Below are 15601 nucleotides of genomic sequence, written 5' to 3'. Positions count from 1 at the left end.
AGCGAACGAGCGGTGCTTACAAGAGGCAAAATCAGCGACATGCAGCAGCGCGTCTATCTCCAGTCGCAAACGCCGGAGGGCGCGGCTGACGAGCAGGACCAGAAGAGCAAATATACGACGATCAACTTCGAAGAGGCGCTGGAGCTGTGCCAGAAATACATCACGAAGGTGACCACGCACGCGTTCCGGAGAGAGAACGACCCCGTACGCAAGCGGGAGATGACGAAAGCTTACATTAACGAGTTCGTCGACTCCCAGCAGCCGATCGTTGAGGGCTATCATGATCTCGCCCAGCTGAAGAGCGCCTTGACGGACGAGATTACCCATTACGGTCCGATCACGAGAGCGATGGAGGATCCGTCGATCGACGAGATCCGCGCGAACGGACCGGATCAGATCTTCGTCGAAAGCGGCGGCCGGTCAATCAAGTGGGAGCAGTCGTTCAGCGACCGCGAGCATATGGAGCGGATCATCTCGAAGCTGATCGGCGTCTCGAAGGTAAGGCTGACGCCCAAGATTCCGATGGTCAACGCGAGAACGATCGAGGGCTACCGGGTGAACGCGACCCATGCGGGCATCTCGCCTTACGACAATCCGGCCTTCGTTATCCGGAAGTTCCACAAGAAGAGCATTTCGCCGAAGGTGCTGATCGAGAACGAATCGTTCTCCGTCAATATGTACCGGCTGCTCTCGCTTATCCCGAAGTCCGACCTGTCTTGGATTACGGTCGGTCCGACGGGCAGCGGCAAGACGACCCTGAACGAAATTCTGGTCAAGGAGATCAATCCGCTGTCCCGGATCATCACGATCGAGAATCCGTCGGAGATGCGGCTGCAGCAGCGGGAGGGCGGAAGCGTCCACGGCAAAATATTGAACGACGTCCTCCAATACGAATCCGTCCCGGAGGACGACGATTCCAGTCCCGCCACGATGGAGAATTTGCTCATCAACGCGATGAGGCAGTCGCCGCACTGGATCGGACCGGGCGAGCTGCGGACGCCGGGCGAATTCGCGACGGCGCTTCGGGCGGCGCAGACGGGCCATTATTTCTTCTCGACGCTGCATGCCGAGGGAGACAAGGAAGCGATCTACCGGTTCCTGACCGCGTACCTTATGATTTCGAGCGAGCCGGCGGAGCTTGCGCTTCGCAACATTTGCAGCGCGGTTAAGTTCGTTATCTATCAAGAGAAGCTCGCGGACGGCACGCGGAAGGTGACGGCGATCTCCGAGGTTATGGGTTCGAAGGGGCTGGAGCCGATCATTAATCCCATCTATCGATTCGACTGCGAGGACGTGCTCGAGGAGACCGTGGACGGGAAGAAACGGATCCAGATCGTCGGGAAGCACCGCCGCGTCGGCAAGCTGTCCGACAACATTCAGCAGGCGATGCTGAAGGCCGGCATTAAGCGGAGCCGGTTCGCGTTCTTCGCGAGCGACCCGCAGGAGGATGAAACCGAGGTGTACGAAGCCGATGAATACGACTTTAGTTATTAGTCTGCTGCTTGGCGCCGCCGCCTTCATTGTTGTGAACGTCATGTTCAATATCCGTTTCTTCGGAGGCTCCGCCCGGTTCATCCTGGACATTGCCGACACGCTGGCCGAGCATCTCGGCCGGTACAATACGAAGCGGTACGTAGACCGGATCAAGCGCGAGCGGATCGTCATCCAGAAGGAGAACATCTACGCGAAGTACAATCGGCTGGTCGAAGGGCTCATCCTCGACTTCAACATGCCCTTCACGCTGGAGAGCTTCACTTCGCTGCTCTGCATCCTGTTTGCGGTCATAACGCTGATCATCGTCGTGCTGCTGAAGAGCGTCTCGCTGTCCGTCGTCATTACGATCTCGATCTTCGTCTTCATGCTCACCTTCTTCGTCATGCAGTCCCGGTCGATCAAGGCGGAGAAACTCGAGAGCATCATGGACGCGGAGGACATCATCTGTCCGCTCGCCCGCGAAGGCGTGCTCGTCGCGATCAAGAAGGTGATGGAGAGCGACGAATATATTAGTCCGAACATCCGGCCGTACTTCCAGCAGTTCATCGACAACTGCGAGAGCAACGGATATTCGTTCAAGCAAGCTATTATGCTGTTGAACCGCCAGCTCGGTCCGAAGTTCGACAACTTCGCGAAGAAGGCGATCGTGTTCGAATACAACGAACGCAAGGGGATGGCGGACATCTTCCTCGACATTGTCGACGAGAACGCGGTGCTTCGCGAGCTGAACAACAAGAAGGACCGGATCTTCCGCAAAATGAACCGGGATTTCCTGCTGAAGACGGCCATCATCCTCTTGTTTTTCCTGTATGCTCTGACGGTGGAGGACTTCCGGGCGTTCATGCTGCATACGAATGCAGGGAAGGTCATTAATACGTCGCTGATCAGCATCATCTGCTTAAGCTTCGCGAGGACGCAGGTGCTGCAGGGCAACCTCGGGACGGGAGGCGCGTCCAAATGATATTCCTATCGAAGCTGGTGGCGATGGCCGCTATCCTGTATATCGTGAAGGTGCTGCTGCTCCCTCTGATCAAGCCGGTAAGCCGGAATCAGAAGAAGCGGGCAAGGATGTTCCTGAAGGAGCGCAAGAAGGAAGCATCGCGGCAGAAGTATCGGGTGTGGAAGCAGGGAATGGCGACTAAATACGGCAAATACCTGCTTGGCACGGGAGAGCGGGCGAGGCTGAAGAAGATGCTCGACCGGCTGGATATGACGACGAAGCCGGAGGAGATCCGGGTAGAGCAGGTGCTGTACGCGGGCGCCGCGGTGCTGCTGACGCTGCTCATGCTGCAGGCGAACATTCTGCTGGGCTGCGCGACAGCCATCTTCATTATTTTGGGCTGGCTGTATCCGGTGGATGAGCTCGAGAAGCGGATCGACAAGAAGAACAAAAACATTGCCGTCGACTTCCCCGCTTTCTACAGCATGGTCTACTACCAATACTCCAAGTCGGTGAATATCCACTTGGCCGACGTGATCAAGGACTACCTGCCGAACGCCAACCCGGATATCGGGGAGGAGCTCGGCGTCATGCTCGACAATATCGACTTCGGCGAGGAATACGCGCTGAAGAAGCTGAAGAAGCGGGTGCCGCTGCATTATGTGATCAAGTTCTGCGACATTATGGAGACGAGGCTGAAGGGCTACGACAACGTGTCCCAGATGGCCTATCTGAAGAATGAGCTGGACAGCTTCCGCGTGAAGACGCTCGAGGACGAGCTAACGCAGCGGGAGCGGTCGAACGCGCGCATTCAGATGGTGCTGATCGTGGTGCTGGGCGTCTATATCGCGATCTATTATTTGTTTACGATTATGGGCTCGATGAAATTATTCCAATAGATTAATAGACGATGGAGGAATGAGAAGGATGAAGAAGCAGGTAGAAGCGTTCGTGAAGGACGAAAGAGGAGAATTCGGCATTAAGCAAATTGCGGCGACGGTGGCGGTCATTGTGGTTATCGGCTTGGTCATCGGCGTCGTGCGCGGAAATATCGGCGAATGGGTCGGCGATATTTGGGATAAGCTGATCGGTCTCATCGATTCGAACATCAGCAGCGGCACCTAGAGGTGATTAAACCTTGCAGGGTATAGCGAAAGCCGCGCTCATCACGATACTGTCATCCATCATCATCGTGCTGCTAACCAACATGGCGTTTTTCTTCCCCTGGTACCTGACGCTGGTGTCGGAGACGTATTACGTCTCGCAGGTCGCGGCTACCGACAACTACGTGTCTCGCGCGACGTACGAAGACATTAAGGATTCTCTGGAGGAGCGGCCGATTTTCAAGAAGCGCAAGGACGATATTAAGATCTGGGTACATAAGTCCACCAATTACAGCTTCTCCGGAGACAGCGCGATCCCGGTCATCGACGACAGCGACTACAGCGATTACGCCTATGACTCGGATAAGCCGTACAGGCAGCGGGGCGAGCCGATCCACGTGAAGATCGCGGCCGTCTATCCGCTGTCGGTCAAGCTGTGGGGCAAGGAATATTCGCGGGACATCCCGGTTTCCTTCGAGATCACGACGACCGGGCTGAAGCATTACAAGGATTTGCCTTATTACGAAAACTGACGGAATGGGATGAGCGGTCGTGAGAATGTACGCCATTGGAATACTAGCCGTCTTGCTTGCGTCTCTCATTCTGACCCCCTTGGTGGAGATGGCGATCGTCTACCGGGAGAAGATCGTCATGGACTCGTCGATTCGGAACGCAAGCCGGGTGGCCAAGGACCGGGCGCTCGAATTCGAAGGCATCCGCGATTTGAACGCGGATATCGACGAGGAGCGGTTTAAGGATTATTTTGCCGATGCTCTCGAGGATGTGATGAATCTCTCCCGGGGCTCGTCCGCGGGCAATACGGTGAGCTTCACGTCGAACGACGGCATCTACAACACGGTGCGGGTCGAATTCGCGTTCTACGAGGAAGACCGGCCGGAGGGGCGCGTGACGGAAGTGGAGGTGCGCGCCGAAGCGGATTACAAATTCAAGACGAAGCTGATGCGCACGGCGGAATCGCTGAACCCGGCGCTGGATTACGAGCTTGTAACGGAACGCGCTTACGTATTGACAGTGAAAAATTAAAGGAGGGCATCGGAATGGATTACGTCATGGTGTCGTTCCAATTCGGAAGCGGGGAGCCGGTCGACCTGAAGGTGCCTCTCTTCGTGACGACGGAGGAGCTGATCCGGCTCCTGCATGAGGCGCTGGGTTCGCCGGCGGGACGCGGCGTCATGCTTCAGGCCGAGCCGCTCGGCCGCATACTGAACTACGATCGGACGCTGGAAGAGGAAGGCGTCACGCAAGGCGCTTTGCTTACTCTCGTCTGAGGAGGGGCGCAAGATGACAGCGAATATTCAGAACGGCGGTCTCGTGCTGCGGGTAGAAGACCGTCTTCTTCTAATGGATAACAAGGAATTCTCCGGCACGAAGCTGCTGCGGGAGGATGCGGAGAGCGGCCGCTGGGCAGCGGAGACGTTCACCGATGATTTGCTCTGGGACATGAACGCGGACGGCGATTCCGTGTATTACAGCGATCAGCGGAATCGGCACGCCGTCTACCGGCTGGAGCTTCGCACGAACCGCAAGGAGCTGCTGATCGACAAGCCGTGCTGCCAGCTGCGGCTTCAAGGCGGGTGGCTGTATTATATCGAGGAGAGCAGCGAGCGTCTGTACCGCTCCCGATTGGACGGCAAGGGCGAGCAACCGGTGGCCGAGGATAAGGTGTGGAGCTACGTATGCTCGAATGACCGCATTTATTACGCGACGCCGAGAGGGATCCAGACCTGCGACATGTCCGGTTCCCGGCATGAGAAGGTGACGGATGCGACCGGATATATGCTGATTGAGGTCGGAGATCTGCTCGCATTCCCGAACCATCACCGGGACGGCACGCTGACTTTCGTCGCGAAGGACGGAAGCGACGCGGCCGAGATCGGCGCGATCCAGACGGCTAGCTTGAATACGGACGGGGAATACGTGTATTGCTCGAACGCGCTGAACAATCGAAGCATCTACCGGGTGGATCCGGTCAGCCTGAGGAGCATCCGGATCTCCGGAGACAGCGCGGACTATCTGCACTTGATCGGTCAGGCCTTGTATTACTGCAGCGGACGGGAATGGCACCGGCTGCCGCTCGGCGGCGGAGAGGCCTGCCGGATCGGCTAGAGAGGGGAGATAACCATTGCATACGAATTTCAGCAGACAGCCCAGGTTCCTTCCCGACTTTCCTTCGGGAACGGTGGAGGTGCCGGCTCCGCCGACGATTAGCGAGAAGCCGGAGATCAGCTGGTTCAGCATTATCGTCACGCCTGCGGTCATGCTTGTTCTTACGATTATTATCGCGCTCACGATGAAATCGATGTGGGTCGTCATTTCGATCGCCATGACGCTCTTGACGTTAATCGGCTCCTTGGCGAGCGCGGCGACGCAGATTCGGAAGTTCAAGCGGAAGAAGAAGGAGCGCGAGGAGAAATATACGCAGTTCATCGCGGATACGAGAAGCGAGCTTGCGATCGCGCGGGAGCAGCAGACCCATGCGATGAACGAGATGTATCCGAATCCCGCTGAATGCGTGCAGCGCATCGGGCGGACGGACAACAAGCTGTGGGAGAAGACGCCTTCCCACCGCGACTTCTTATCGCTCAGGCTCGGCCTCGGCAGCGCTCCGCTCGAGATGCGGATTCAATATACGAAGCAGGCGATCATACTCGAGACGGATCCTCTGCTCATGGAGCCTCAGAGGCTTGCGCTCGAATTCGAAAAAATTCCGCAGGTGCCCATTACGGTGAATTTGCCCGAAGCCGAAATTTGCGGCATTGCGGGCGAGAGCGAGAAGGCGTCGGAGCTGCTCGAGGTGCTGCTGCTTCAGATCGTCACCCATCACGGATACGACGACGTAAGAGTCGTTCTGCTCGCTTCGGAAGAGACGGTCGGCCGGTGGTCCTGGACGAGATTCCTGCCCCATCTATGGGATGACGGAGGCCACGCCAGATTCCTGCTATGCGGCAAGGCGATGGCCCATCAGACCTTGTCGGCGCTGTACGACATGTTCAGAGAGCGGGAGATGAGAGCGAAAGGCGGAGCCGCGCTGCCGCATTACGTCTTCGTCGTCGAGGATGCCACGCTGCTCGAGAACGAGCGAATCAGCCAATATTTGTACAAAGGCTCGGCAAGCCTCGGCCTCTCGACGATCTTCGTCTCGCCGCACAAGTCCTATCTTCCGATGAATTGCAACGTCGTCGTCGACCTGCAGAGCAAGAGCGGCGAGAAGGCGGATCGTCGTACCGGCGAGAAGACGCTGTTCACGCCGGATCAAGCGTCGGGCGGCCGTCTCGAGGAGACGGCCAGGAAGCTTGCGCCGCTCCGCATCAAGAGCGCGACGGCGAGCTTCAGCCTGCCGTCCTCGATTACGCTGCTTGATATGCTAGAGGCCAAGCGGGCGGACGAGGTGGATGTTGCGTCCCACTGGCGGCGCAACAAGACGTATATGGGCATGAGCGTCCCGATCGGCGCGAAGGCCGGCGGCGAGCCGTTCCATCTGGATATGCACGAGACCGGCTTCGGGCCGCACGGTTTGGTCGCCGGCACGACGGGCTCGGGCAAGAGCGAGCTGCTGCAGAGCATCATCGTGTCGCAGGCGATCCACTTCCACCCGCACGATGTCGTATTCGTCCTGATCGACTACAAGGGCGGCGGCATGGCGGACGTCTTCCGCGGCATGCCGCATCTGGTCGGCACGATCACGAATCTGGACGGGAACCAGACGACGCGGGCGCTTCTGTCCATTAAGAGCGAGCTGCTCAGACGCCAGCGGGTGTTCTCGCAATTCGGCGTGAACAATATCGATAAGTATCAGAAGCTTTATTACAGCGGACGCGAGAGCGGCATGCCGCCCATTCCGCATCTGATCATGATCGCCGACGAATTCGCCGAGCTCAAGCAGGATAAGCCGGATTTCATGAAAGAGCTGGTCAGTACGGCGCGCGTCGGGCGAAGCCTTGGCGTTCATCTAATCCTAGCAACGCAGAAGCCCGCGGGCGTCGTCGACGACCAGATCTGGAGCAACTCGAAATTCAAAATCTGTCTGAAGGTGCAGGACGAGGCGGACAGCAGGGACGTCATTAAGCGTCCTGACGCGGCGCTGATCAAGGAGCCGGGACGCGCATACATTCAAGTAGGGAACGACGAGGTGTTCGAGCTGTTCCAATCGACGTTCTCCGGCGCCGGCTACGACCCGGACGGCGAACAGCGGAGAAGCGCAAACAAGCCGAAGCGCATCTTCAAGCTGTCGCTGAACGGCGGACAGCAGCAGATCTACCCGCTCTTCGAAGAGAAGATAACGCAGGACGAGACCGTTACCCAATTGTCCGCGATGGTCCAGCACATCAAGAAGACGGCGGCCGAGTCCGGCATTCAGCCGCTTCCGGGACCTTGGCTTCCGCCGCTGCCGGAGAGCTTGTACATGGACGACGTGCTGCGGGACCGGATGGTGCTAGGCGAGCGGATGAAGCGGGAGGCTTTGTTCAGCGTGCCCGTCGGCTTGGTTGACGATCCGAGAGCGCAGACGCAGGACGTGCTCAGCATCGACTTCGCCGGCGAAGGCAATCTGTTCGTGTACGGCGCTTCCGGAACGGGCAAGACCGTCCTCATGCGGACGTTGTGCGTATCCGCTGCGCTTGCGTATTCGCCTCGCGATGTCCATATCTACATCCTGGACTTCGGGGGCGGCAGTCTGAAGCCGCTGCAGCAGCTTCCTCATGTGGGAGGCGTCGTGACCCTGGAGCAGGAGGAGAGGCTTGAGCAATTCCTTCTCTATGTCTTCCGCTTGATCGAGGAACGCAAAGCTTTGTTCGAGCAAGCGGGCAGCGAAGGCTGGAACGATTACAGAAGAGGCGGCAGAGAGCTTCCGGCGATTCTCATTCTGGTCGATAACTACTTCGCTCTATCGGAGACGTACGAGGATGCGGAAGCCCGGATGATATTGCTAGCCCGGGAAGGCAGCAAGTATGGAATTTTCCTTGTAGCCAACGCGACGAACGCGACGCTTGTCCGATATAAAATGTCCGTGAATTTCAAACAAGCCATTAGCTTCCAATTGACGGATGTATCGGAATATGTCGGGATAGTCGGTAGAACGGAAGGGCTGGTTCCTTCCAAATTCGCAGGCAGGGGACTCGTGAGAGGCAACCCGCCGCTAGAGTTCCAGACGGCGCTGCCGGAGCTTCGCGGAAGCGCGTGGGATGAGCTGGTCCAGCGTCTATCCGAGAGAGAATCGGACGTTGCGACGCCGATTCCGATGATGCCGGCCGAAGTGAAGCTGGATCAGATCCAGACGGAGAGCGAGAAGCTGGTCATCGGCCTGGCTCATACCGATCTCCAGCCGATTGTTCTGGATCCGAAGACGCTGTCGTCCGTGATGGTGGCGGGAGACGCGGGATCCGGCAAGAGCACGCTGCTCGTATCCTGGATCAACATGCTTCGCCTCAGGCATCCCGGTACCCGGGTGTACGCGCTCGATTCGTCCGGCATGGGCTTGTTCTCCATCATGCACGAGCCGTACGTGACGGATATCGCGCAGCTGGATGACGCTTACGGATTCGCGGCGGAGATCAAGGAGCTGCTAGCGGACCGGAGGGCGGAGCTGCTCGCCCGCCGTTCCTCGGGCGGAGACACGGCCGAGCTGCAGCAGTCTTGGGCTCCTATTATTTTCGCCTTCGATAGTCTCAGTGAATTCACGAACAACGACATGTACGCCGTACATGAGATCGTCGAGCGTATTGCGAAGCAGGAGCGGGGCCTGAACGTGCTTGTGCTCGCCGCGGACAATACGTCCGAGCTGAGCTCGAACTGGAGCATGCCCGGCAAGGCGATCCGGGAGGAGCAGACGGGCGTGCTGCTCGGCAGGCTGAAGGATCAGGGGCTCTACAATATTAATCTTCCGTATGGCACGCAGGAGAGAATCGCGGAAGCGGGAGACGGATACTGGGTTACGAAAAACAAGTATACCGGATTACGATACGGCATCATGAAGGAACAGGGAGTATTAATCGGATCGTAGGGTAGGAGGTTGGTTAGATGTCGGTCAGCCCTTATGAAATCCATCGGTCGGCTTCATCCGTCTACGACAGCAAGGCAGACGTGTCGGAGCTGAAACGCGATATTCACAGCCTCATCACGGGCTCTGATTCCTATTGGACGGGCAAAGCCAACAAGACCTTTCAGGAGAGCGGGGACATCATCGCGAGCAAGCTCAAAACGGTGGTGTCGCTTATGGATGATTTGGTCGGCGAGCTGAGAGCCCTGGGGAATGAAGTGGCCGAAGCGGAGGCCAGACGCGCCGAAGCCGCCCGGCTCGCCGAGCTGGAGAGGCAGAAAGAGCGGCAGAAGGCGAAATAACTTCTTCGAGCCGCGGCTTTGAAAGGAGGTGAAACAAATGGCAGCGAACATTCAATTTGATTCCGCTCAGGCGCTTGGCGTCGCTGAGTCGATCAAGCGCAAAGCGGAGAGCGCGCAAGGCGTCATTACGCAGCTCACGAACGAGATCCATGCGATCAACTCGTGGTGGCACGGCGAATCCCAGAAGGCATTCGTCGACCAATACGACAGCTTGAAGCCTAGCTTCGACAAAATGATCGAGTGCGTGCAGACGATCAGCGCGAACATGAAGCAGATCGTGAGCATCAAAGAAGAGGCCGAGCAGCAAATGGCGGCTAAGCTTCGTTCGAAATAGCAATCATGCGGACAAGGTAGAATTACTCTGCCTTGTCTTCTTTCGAATAGAAGAAAGATTAGGTTTTTCAAGATGGAGGACAAATCCTATGTCATTAACCGACCAACAATACTGGCAATTGGCCAGAGGCGATCAAGTCGAGGAAGTCGAATCGGTGCTGCAGCTGGCTCGGGTCGAGAAGCTGGTCTCGGAAGGACTGGAGGCCGTCTCTTACCTTGATGCAGACGGCGGGCATGTGCTGGTCGTTACTTTTACGCTGGAAGATGTACATTTGGGACTAAACATGCTGTACGACACGGATTCGGAGCTTCATGCGAGGCTTCATGCTTTCGTACGCAAATATGCGGAGCAATCTCCTTGCCGAATTACCGGAAGGGAAATCGGCGGCGCATTCGGCTTGTATCATGCAGCGGTCATCGGGGGCCTGACAGGGGTCGTATTCGATGCGCCGGGCATCGGCAAGCTGCTAACAACGAAAGATCTCGATAGCATATCGATTCGAAATATAGCTTCGGAAAGCAGCGTCTTGCCTGCAATCGGCGTCCATCCTTACCCCGCTGAGTTCGCCCGGCCGGGCACGGGGGAAGAAGAGCCGTATTCGTTCGATCAGGCGGGAGCCATTCAGCCGGGAGAGCCGAATGAGCTGTACCGCCAGATGGCGCGGATCAACAGTATGGACGAGGCCGCGCATGAACGGTTCCGTACGCGGATTCGGGAGCTGGCGGCCGCAGCCGGCATAGATCCGACGAAGGCGGAGGAAGAAGACGTCGCTCTTACGCTCCACGGCCTGGAGCTTAGCTCTATTATTCTAGCGATACCGAAGCTGGTAGAACGATGCGACCTGGTATTCCAGGAGCAACTCCGTATATGGAAATCCGATGTCGAGCCTCTCTTGCACCACGATGCCAGACGCCAGGGGGATTCCGTCGTCGAGCGGACCACGGAGGCAGCGCGCCAGATGGCCGAATACGCGAGAGCGTTCCATGAGGACATGGAAGCCATCCTGTCGGTTGCGGCGCTCCGGTCGCTGGACCGCAAGGAGGGACTCGAGCAGCTGGAGGCCATCGCGGCCAGACTGGCCGCCGAGCTGGGCGACAGGCTGACGGCGGCTACGAACAAGCTGACGGATCAGCTGGAAGTTTTCATCATGGCCAGATTTGGATAAAGGGAGGGGCGAAACTGGCATGGCAGAACGGTCGGACCCGAATCGCATCGAGCATTTGTCCGAGCAGCTCCGGCGGAAACGAAACCGCCTCGAAAGCGCAGCTTACACGCCGCTCACTCAGGCCGAACGATTAGTGGAACGTGTCTACTCCGCTTATCCCGAGGTTCGTTCCAGAGCCGGCCGGGTAGAGGAGCGGATTACGGACATCGAGAAACGGATAATGGATATTCTCGGGCAGCTGGACCAACAATCGAAGGCGCTGCTCGAGGTGTCTCGGGACTACCGACGGATGGACGAGGAGATGGCGAACAAGGCGAAGCTGTCGATGCAGCTTCTTCGCTTCCTTCCTTCCGTTATTAAGAGAGGCCTCTTCCCGACTCTTGCGCTGGCCGCCGTTGGTGCTTGGCAGGCGCGGAAGCCTAATGAGGCGGGGGAGACTCCCCGCGACAAATGGCGGATATTGGATACCGTCGAGTTCTTAAGACAAGCAGCCGATAAGCTTCTCGCGTCCCGGGTATCGTTCGTCCAAGACGATCCGCGCGCGGCGGAGCTGCTGGGCAAGCTGGAGAACGGCACGTCTGACGAGAAGGCAGAGGCCAGGCAGCTGCTGGCGGAGACGGCGGACGCGCTTCAGGTCATAGCGAAGAGCCAGCATGCTTACGATGTCTATACGAAATTCGGCAACGTCACTTATGCGGAAGAACAGCTGCATGCAGCCGCGGAAGCCCGGGAGAAGCTTCGCCAAATCGGCATTTCGTCCTCGTATTACGATAGGAACGCCGATTTGCGCAAGCTGTTCGGCCAAGATCCGCTGGCGGCATGCGATTACAATCCGCTCATGAATGACCGCTCGTCGATGCCGGAGCATGAAGAGCTGTTGGGGCTGCTGAGAGGCGGATTAGAGAACGGGCTGTCAGGGCCTGCCGAGATTGACAGCTTGAGAGTGTCTTATGACCGTGCAGCCCAGCAGATTGAGCTGGAAAGACAGCAGACGATCATTGACGAATATCTGAAAACCAAGCTGCCGCCAACGCATCTTCCGGACGGTACGCCGATAACGGAAGACAATAAGGTGAACGAAACGACGTATGCGTACTTCGAGGAGCATGTCCTTAACAAGCACGAGGATTATATGCACGTTAACGTGCCGTATACGGCCTACGATGCTTGGGTTAAGGAGACGTACGGAAGAACGGGCTGGGAGCAGGCTGTCCATGTGAGCGACGTCTTTATTCGAAGCCTGGGCGAAGAGATTATTACGGGAGTGATCGATCTCGGCGGCATGGTCGTGGAGCTTGTGATCGACCCGGTGCAAGCGCTGAAGGACACGGGAGAAAGCTTGCAGCAGACGGCGGCGGCGGTTGAATTTTTTGCGGAGAATCCGGATAAGCTCATTGAAGTCGCCGAGAAGGTTTATGCCGATTTTGATAGCATGAGTCCAGAGGAAAAGGCGGATGCGCTTGGCGCGCTGGCGTCTACCTTTATCCCAGGCGCGAACATCACTAAAGTAGGCAAGATAGACAATATGATGGACGGCCTGAACAACCTTCAGAAGAAGGTCGATGATAATTCCGGGGGCAGCGGAGACAGCGGTGGATCGAACGGATCGCCCGGCGGCGACGATGATAATATTCGCGAGACGGTCTTCGGCAACATCTACATCAGCCAACAAATCAGAGAGATGTCCCGATTTGATGAATATTTGACAGCTGAGAAGGAATTGTATGACGGGTTGAAGAGGCCGAATGCGGCTGAGGGGAAGAATGATTTTGATTACAAGGAATGGGCAGATATGCCCGTAAGTGGCCAGGTCAAACTCGCACCTAACGGTCAAAGATTAATAAGCATTCGCGAATTAAAACGATTCACAAAAAATATGAGTGAAAAAAATATCAAGGTGGTTATTGATGAAAAGGGAAAAATCTTACCTTCATTCGCTGCAGGAGGATTCGACCCTAAAACGGGTCAAATTGTACTGAAAAAAGAGCCTACATATCTAAGTACAATGCACGAGTCCTATCATGCAAAACAATGGCTCGAAATTGGGAAAGAGGAATATCTGAAACTATCAACATTGGAAAGGGAAGAATATGTATATAATCAAATCATGAAAAATAAAGATTTATACACTTCTGAAGAGATTTTATTTTCACAAAGGTATATATATAAATTAAAGAATGGTGAATGGCCTCCACCTGTGTGGAGAGGGTTTGAATGATGAGAGGGGAGGGGAATACAATGGATTCCAATTTATCTTTGGATATAGCTTTGAGCATTGCCCAAGAATATAAAAATAAATATGAGTTGTCAGGTGATATTTCAGATAATTTGGAGCGTGCTATAAAATTCTATAGTGATTTCGATAGTATTAATGGTTCAGTTTGGTTGGTCATAGTAAGTATAGAACAAAATGATTTTTTTGCAGAAAATGAATATACAATTGTTATTTCTGATAAAGAAGCAACCGTCAAATACATTATCGACCCTAATGGTCATGTATATTGTCCACATTTAGAAACAAATGACTGAGTAATTATTTGGTGGGAAGAAGCGCCAAATCATAATGGTATACCTCATCGAGTCGGGGGACAGGACGCTCATGATAAACCCCAAAAAATGGGAGATGGCATTTAAAAGATACCATAACAATTTTATGGACGGCATTCGAATGGAAGACGTTAGGGAAGAGTATGAGGAATGCAAGAGCGAGGTCATGGAGATTGCGGAAGCAGGCGATAGAGAAAAGGATCATATTTTATTGATTAATTTATCCTCGATCTTCGCTTACTCCTTGTCAAAGTGGAAACAAGATGTATTGATCAGCGGGGGGAGCAATCTCGAGGGTCTAAAGAATATGCATAAGGTCGTGTTCTACCAAAGTATGGGGCAGCCACTGTATACGGCGCGTTATCCTCATATGGCCTTGGAATATACCTTTAGGGAAGTCGTCATCGCTTTGGTTCATTTCGCTATGTATGGATGGGAGAAGGAAGAGCAAATATTATTTGATTTCATAGCCCAACACTTCGGCGAATGCTTACTGGATGCCAACGAAGAGAACAGGCATACTTGGTTTTTGCTGGAGCTGTACCTGCAATATAGGAATAAGACGATCATGGGAATCAATAAAAAATTGCATCTGGCCGTCAAAAGCAGGCTGAAGGAAGAGGGACGGCGGTTTGCCTCGATTCCTGACGACCTGAACATTTATCATGTGGCGCTTGAACGATGGTCCACTGGCGATCTGCCGGAACTCGAGCAATTGATCGCGAGCATGTCCCGGCATCACTCGGAATTAGCTTCCGAAATGGGGCAGTTAGGCGAATTTGGCGATTTCAGATACGGGTTTTATCCTTTTGAAATCTTGTTCTTGATACACGTCAGGAAGAAGCTGGGGTTACCGATATCGGTCCAACACGACGATTTGCTGATGAACACCCCGGAGGCGACCATGGCGCTGGGAGATCCTGAGCCGTATCCCGAATGGGACCCTATGCTTCGGACGATCGATCGATTTTATCGCAATAACTACCCGGAATATATCCCGAATAAGCATGGAGAGCTTTTCGAATAAAGGGGGAATTCAGTATGCGTGAACAAGAAATAGCCCGGCTCTTATTCCCTGACGGCAACGATTTCGAAGAAGATTTATTAACGTATGGCTTGAAGACGAAGCAGTTTCTATACGTGGATTATAAAGGCGAGCAATACCAGGAAATCGAGGTGGATTAACTGGAAGAAATAAACATCAATGATTTAAATATTCTGACAGCCTCGGAAGTCATTCATGCTGGAATTGAGTTTGCGGAAGATGTCTGCTACTCGGGCAAATATGGGGAACAAGTTTTTAACAAGCCAATGGAAGAGGGGGGGACAGCCGTTATAGGATTATTATACGAGAAATATCCAAACGGCACATTGGCCTATTACAGTTATTACGAGAATGGTATTCCACATGGGGTGACAGTGGAATTTTATCGTGATGGCAAGGTGAAAGAACATAAATACATGGAAAATGGAACAATCGCAGGAAAAAGCATCTCATGGCATGAGAACGGAAATATAAAAGCCATCGCAGAAAACAAATACGGGTTTAAAGTTCATTACCGAGAATGGGATGAAAACGGAAGCTTAATCAAAGAAAAACAAGAGCCGACTGCCTTTGAACAGGAAATGATTACGAAATATGACTCGAAAGCTTGAAAAGA

General features: G+C 54.8%; 17 protein-coding genes. All 17 read left to right on the top strand.

What is annotated here, in order from left to right; all coding sequences use genetic code 11:
* Positions 1-12 precede the first annotated feature (12 nt).
* The 17 genes from NQZ67_RS05870 to NQZ67_RS05790 all read left to right on the top strand — a co-directional run bounded on the left by NQZ67_RS05870 (position 13) and on the right by NQZ67_RS05790 (position 15596).
* Positions 13-1494: a TadA family conjugal transfer-associated ATPase gene (locus tag NQZ67_RS05870; protein ID WP_371825272.1), complete on the top strand. Its 1482-nt coding sequence runs from the start codon at positions 13-15 to the stop codon at positions 1492-1494.
* Positions 1472-2455, top strand: a complete 984-nt coding sequence (locus NQZ67_RS05865; RefSeq protein ID WP_257443658.1) for a hypothetical protein — start codon at positions 1472-1474, stop codon at positions 2453-2455. Before NQZ67_RS05870 ends, NQZ67_RS05865 begins: the two co-directional genes overlap by 23 nt.
* Positions 2452-3333 (top strand): hypothetical protein, encoded by an 882-nt coding sequence (locus NQZ67_RS05860; RefSeq protein WP_257443657.1) that lies wholly within the window; start codon positions 2452-2454, stop codon positions 3331-3333. Before NQZ67_RS05865 ends, NQZ67_RS05860 begins: the two co-directional genes overlap by 4 nt.
* 28 nt (positions 3334-3361) lie before the next feature.
* The gene (locus tag NQZ67_RS05855; protein WP_257443656.1) at positions 3362-3559 is read left to right on the top strand and encodes a hypothetical protein; all 198 of its coding nucleotides are present in this window, start codon (positions 3362-3364) and stop codon (positions 3557-3559) included.
* A gap of 13 nt (positions 3560-3572) precedes the next feature.
* Positions 3573-4070, top strand: a complete 498-nt coding sequence (locus tag NQZ67_RS05850; RefSeq protein ID WP_257443655.1) for a hypothetical protein — start codon at positions 3573-3575, stop codon at positions 4068-4070.
* Between the two features lie 19 nt (positions 4071-4089).
* Positions 4090-4581 (top strand): hypothetical protein, encoded by a 492-nt coding sequence (locus NQZ67_RS05845; protein ID WP_257443653.1) that lies wholly within the window; start codon positions 4090-4092, stop codon positions 4579-4581.
* Between the two features lie 14 nt (positions 4582-4595).
* The gene (locus NQZ67_RS05840; RefSeq protein WP_257443652.1) at positions 4596-4826 is read left to right on the top strand and encodes an EsaB/YukD family protein; all 231 of its coding nucleotides are present in this window, start codon (positions 4596-4598) and stop codon (positions 4824-4826) included.
* Between the two features lie 13 nt (positions 4827-4839).
* Positions 4840-5664 (top strand): DUF5050 domain-containing protein, encoded by an 825-nt coding sequence (locus NQZ67_RS05835; RefSeq protein ID WP_257443651.1) that lies wholly within the window; start codon positions 4840-4842, stop codon positions 5662-5664.
* 16 nt (positions 5665-5680) lie between these two features.
* On the top strand, positions 5681-9556 hold the full coding sequence (gene essC / locus NQZ67_RS05830; protein ID WP_257443648.1) for a type VII secretion protein EssC: 3876 nt from the start codon (positions 5681-5683) through the stop codon (positions 9554-9556).
* A gap of 17 nt (positions 9557-9573) precedes the next feature.
* Positions 9574-9894: a WXG100 family type VII secretion target gene (locus tag NQZ67_RS05825; RefSeq protein WP_257443646.1), complete on the top strand. Its 321-nt coding sequence runs from the start codon at positions 9574-9576 to the stop codon at positions 9892-9894.
* A gap of 37 nt (positions 9895-9931) precedes the next feature.
* Positions 9932-10228 carry a WXG100 family type VII secretion target gene (locus tag NQZ67_RS05820; RefSeq protein ID WP_257443644.1) on the top strand — a complete coding sequence of 99 codons (297 nt, stop codon included), beginning with the start codon at positions 9932-9934 and terminating at the stop codon, positions 10226-10228.
* An 88-nt stretch (positions 10229-10316) separates the two neighbouring features.
* Positions 10317-11393: a hypothetical protein gene (locus tag NQZ67_RS05815; RefSeq protein ID WP_257443641.1), complete on the top strand. Its 1077-nt coding sequence runs from the start codon at positions 10317-10319 to the stop codon at positions 11391-11393.
* Between the two features lie 19 nt (positions 11394-11412).
* Complete coding sequence (locus tag NQZ67_RS05810) at positions 11413-13611, top strand: zincin-like metallopeptidase toxin domain-containing protein (RefSeq protein WP_257443640.1); 2199 nt, start codon at positions 11413-11415, stop codon at positions 13609-13611.
* A gap of 20 nt (positions 13612-13631) precedes the next feature.
* Positions 13632-13922 (top strand): hypothetical protein, encoded by a 291-nt coding sequence (locus tag NQZ67_RS05805; RefSeq protein WP_257443638.1) that lies wholly within the window; start codon positions 13632-13634, stop codon positions 13920-13922.
* Between the two features lie 70 nt (positions 13923-13992).
* Positions 13993-14967 carry a hypothetical protein gene (locus tag NQZ67_RS05800; RefSeq protein ID WP_257443636.1) on the top strand — a complete coding sequence of 325 codons (975 nt, stop codon included), beginning with the start codon at positions 13993-13995 and terminating at the stop codon, positions 14965-14967.
* 14 nt (positions 14968-14981) lie between these two features.
* Entirely contained in the window at positions 14982-15125 is a 144-nt protein-coding gene (locus NQZ67_RS05795) for a hypothetical protein (RefSeq protein WP_257443634.1), read from the top strand.
* Positions 15126-15251: 126 nt separating this feature from the next.
* Entirely contained in the window at positions 15252-15596 is a 345-nt protein-coding gene (locus NQZ67_RS05790) for a toxin-antitoxin system YwqK family antitoxin (RefSeq protein WP_257443632.1), read from the top strand.
* Positions 15597-15601: the final 5 nt, after the last annotated feature.

It is taken from the genome of Paenibacillus soyae, assembly GCF_024623455.1.
In the GTDB taxonomy this organism is placed as follows: Bacteria; Bacillota; Bacilli; order Paenibacillales; family Paenibacillaceae; genus Pristimantibacillus; species Pristimantibacillus soyae.
This window is presented reverse-complemented; position numbering and strand designations above follow the sequence as displayed.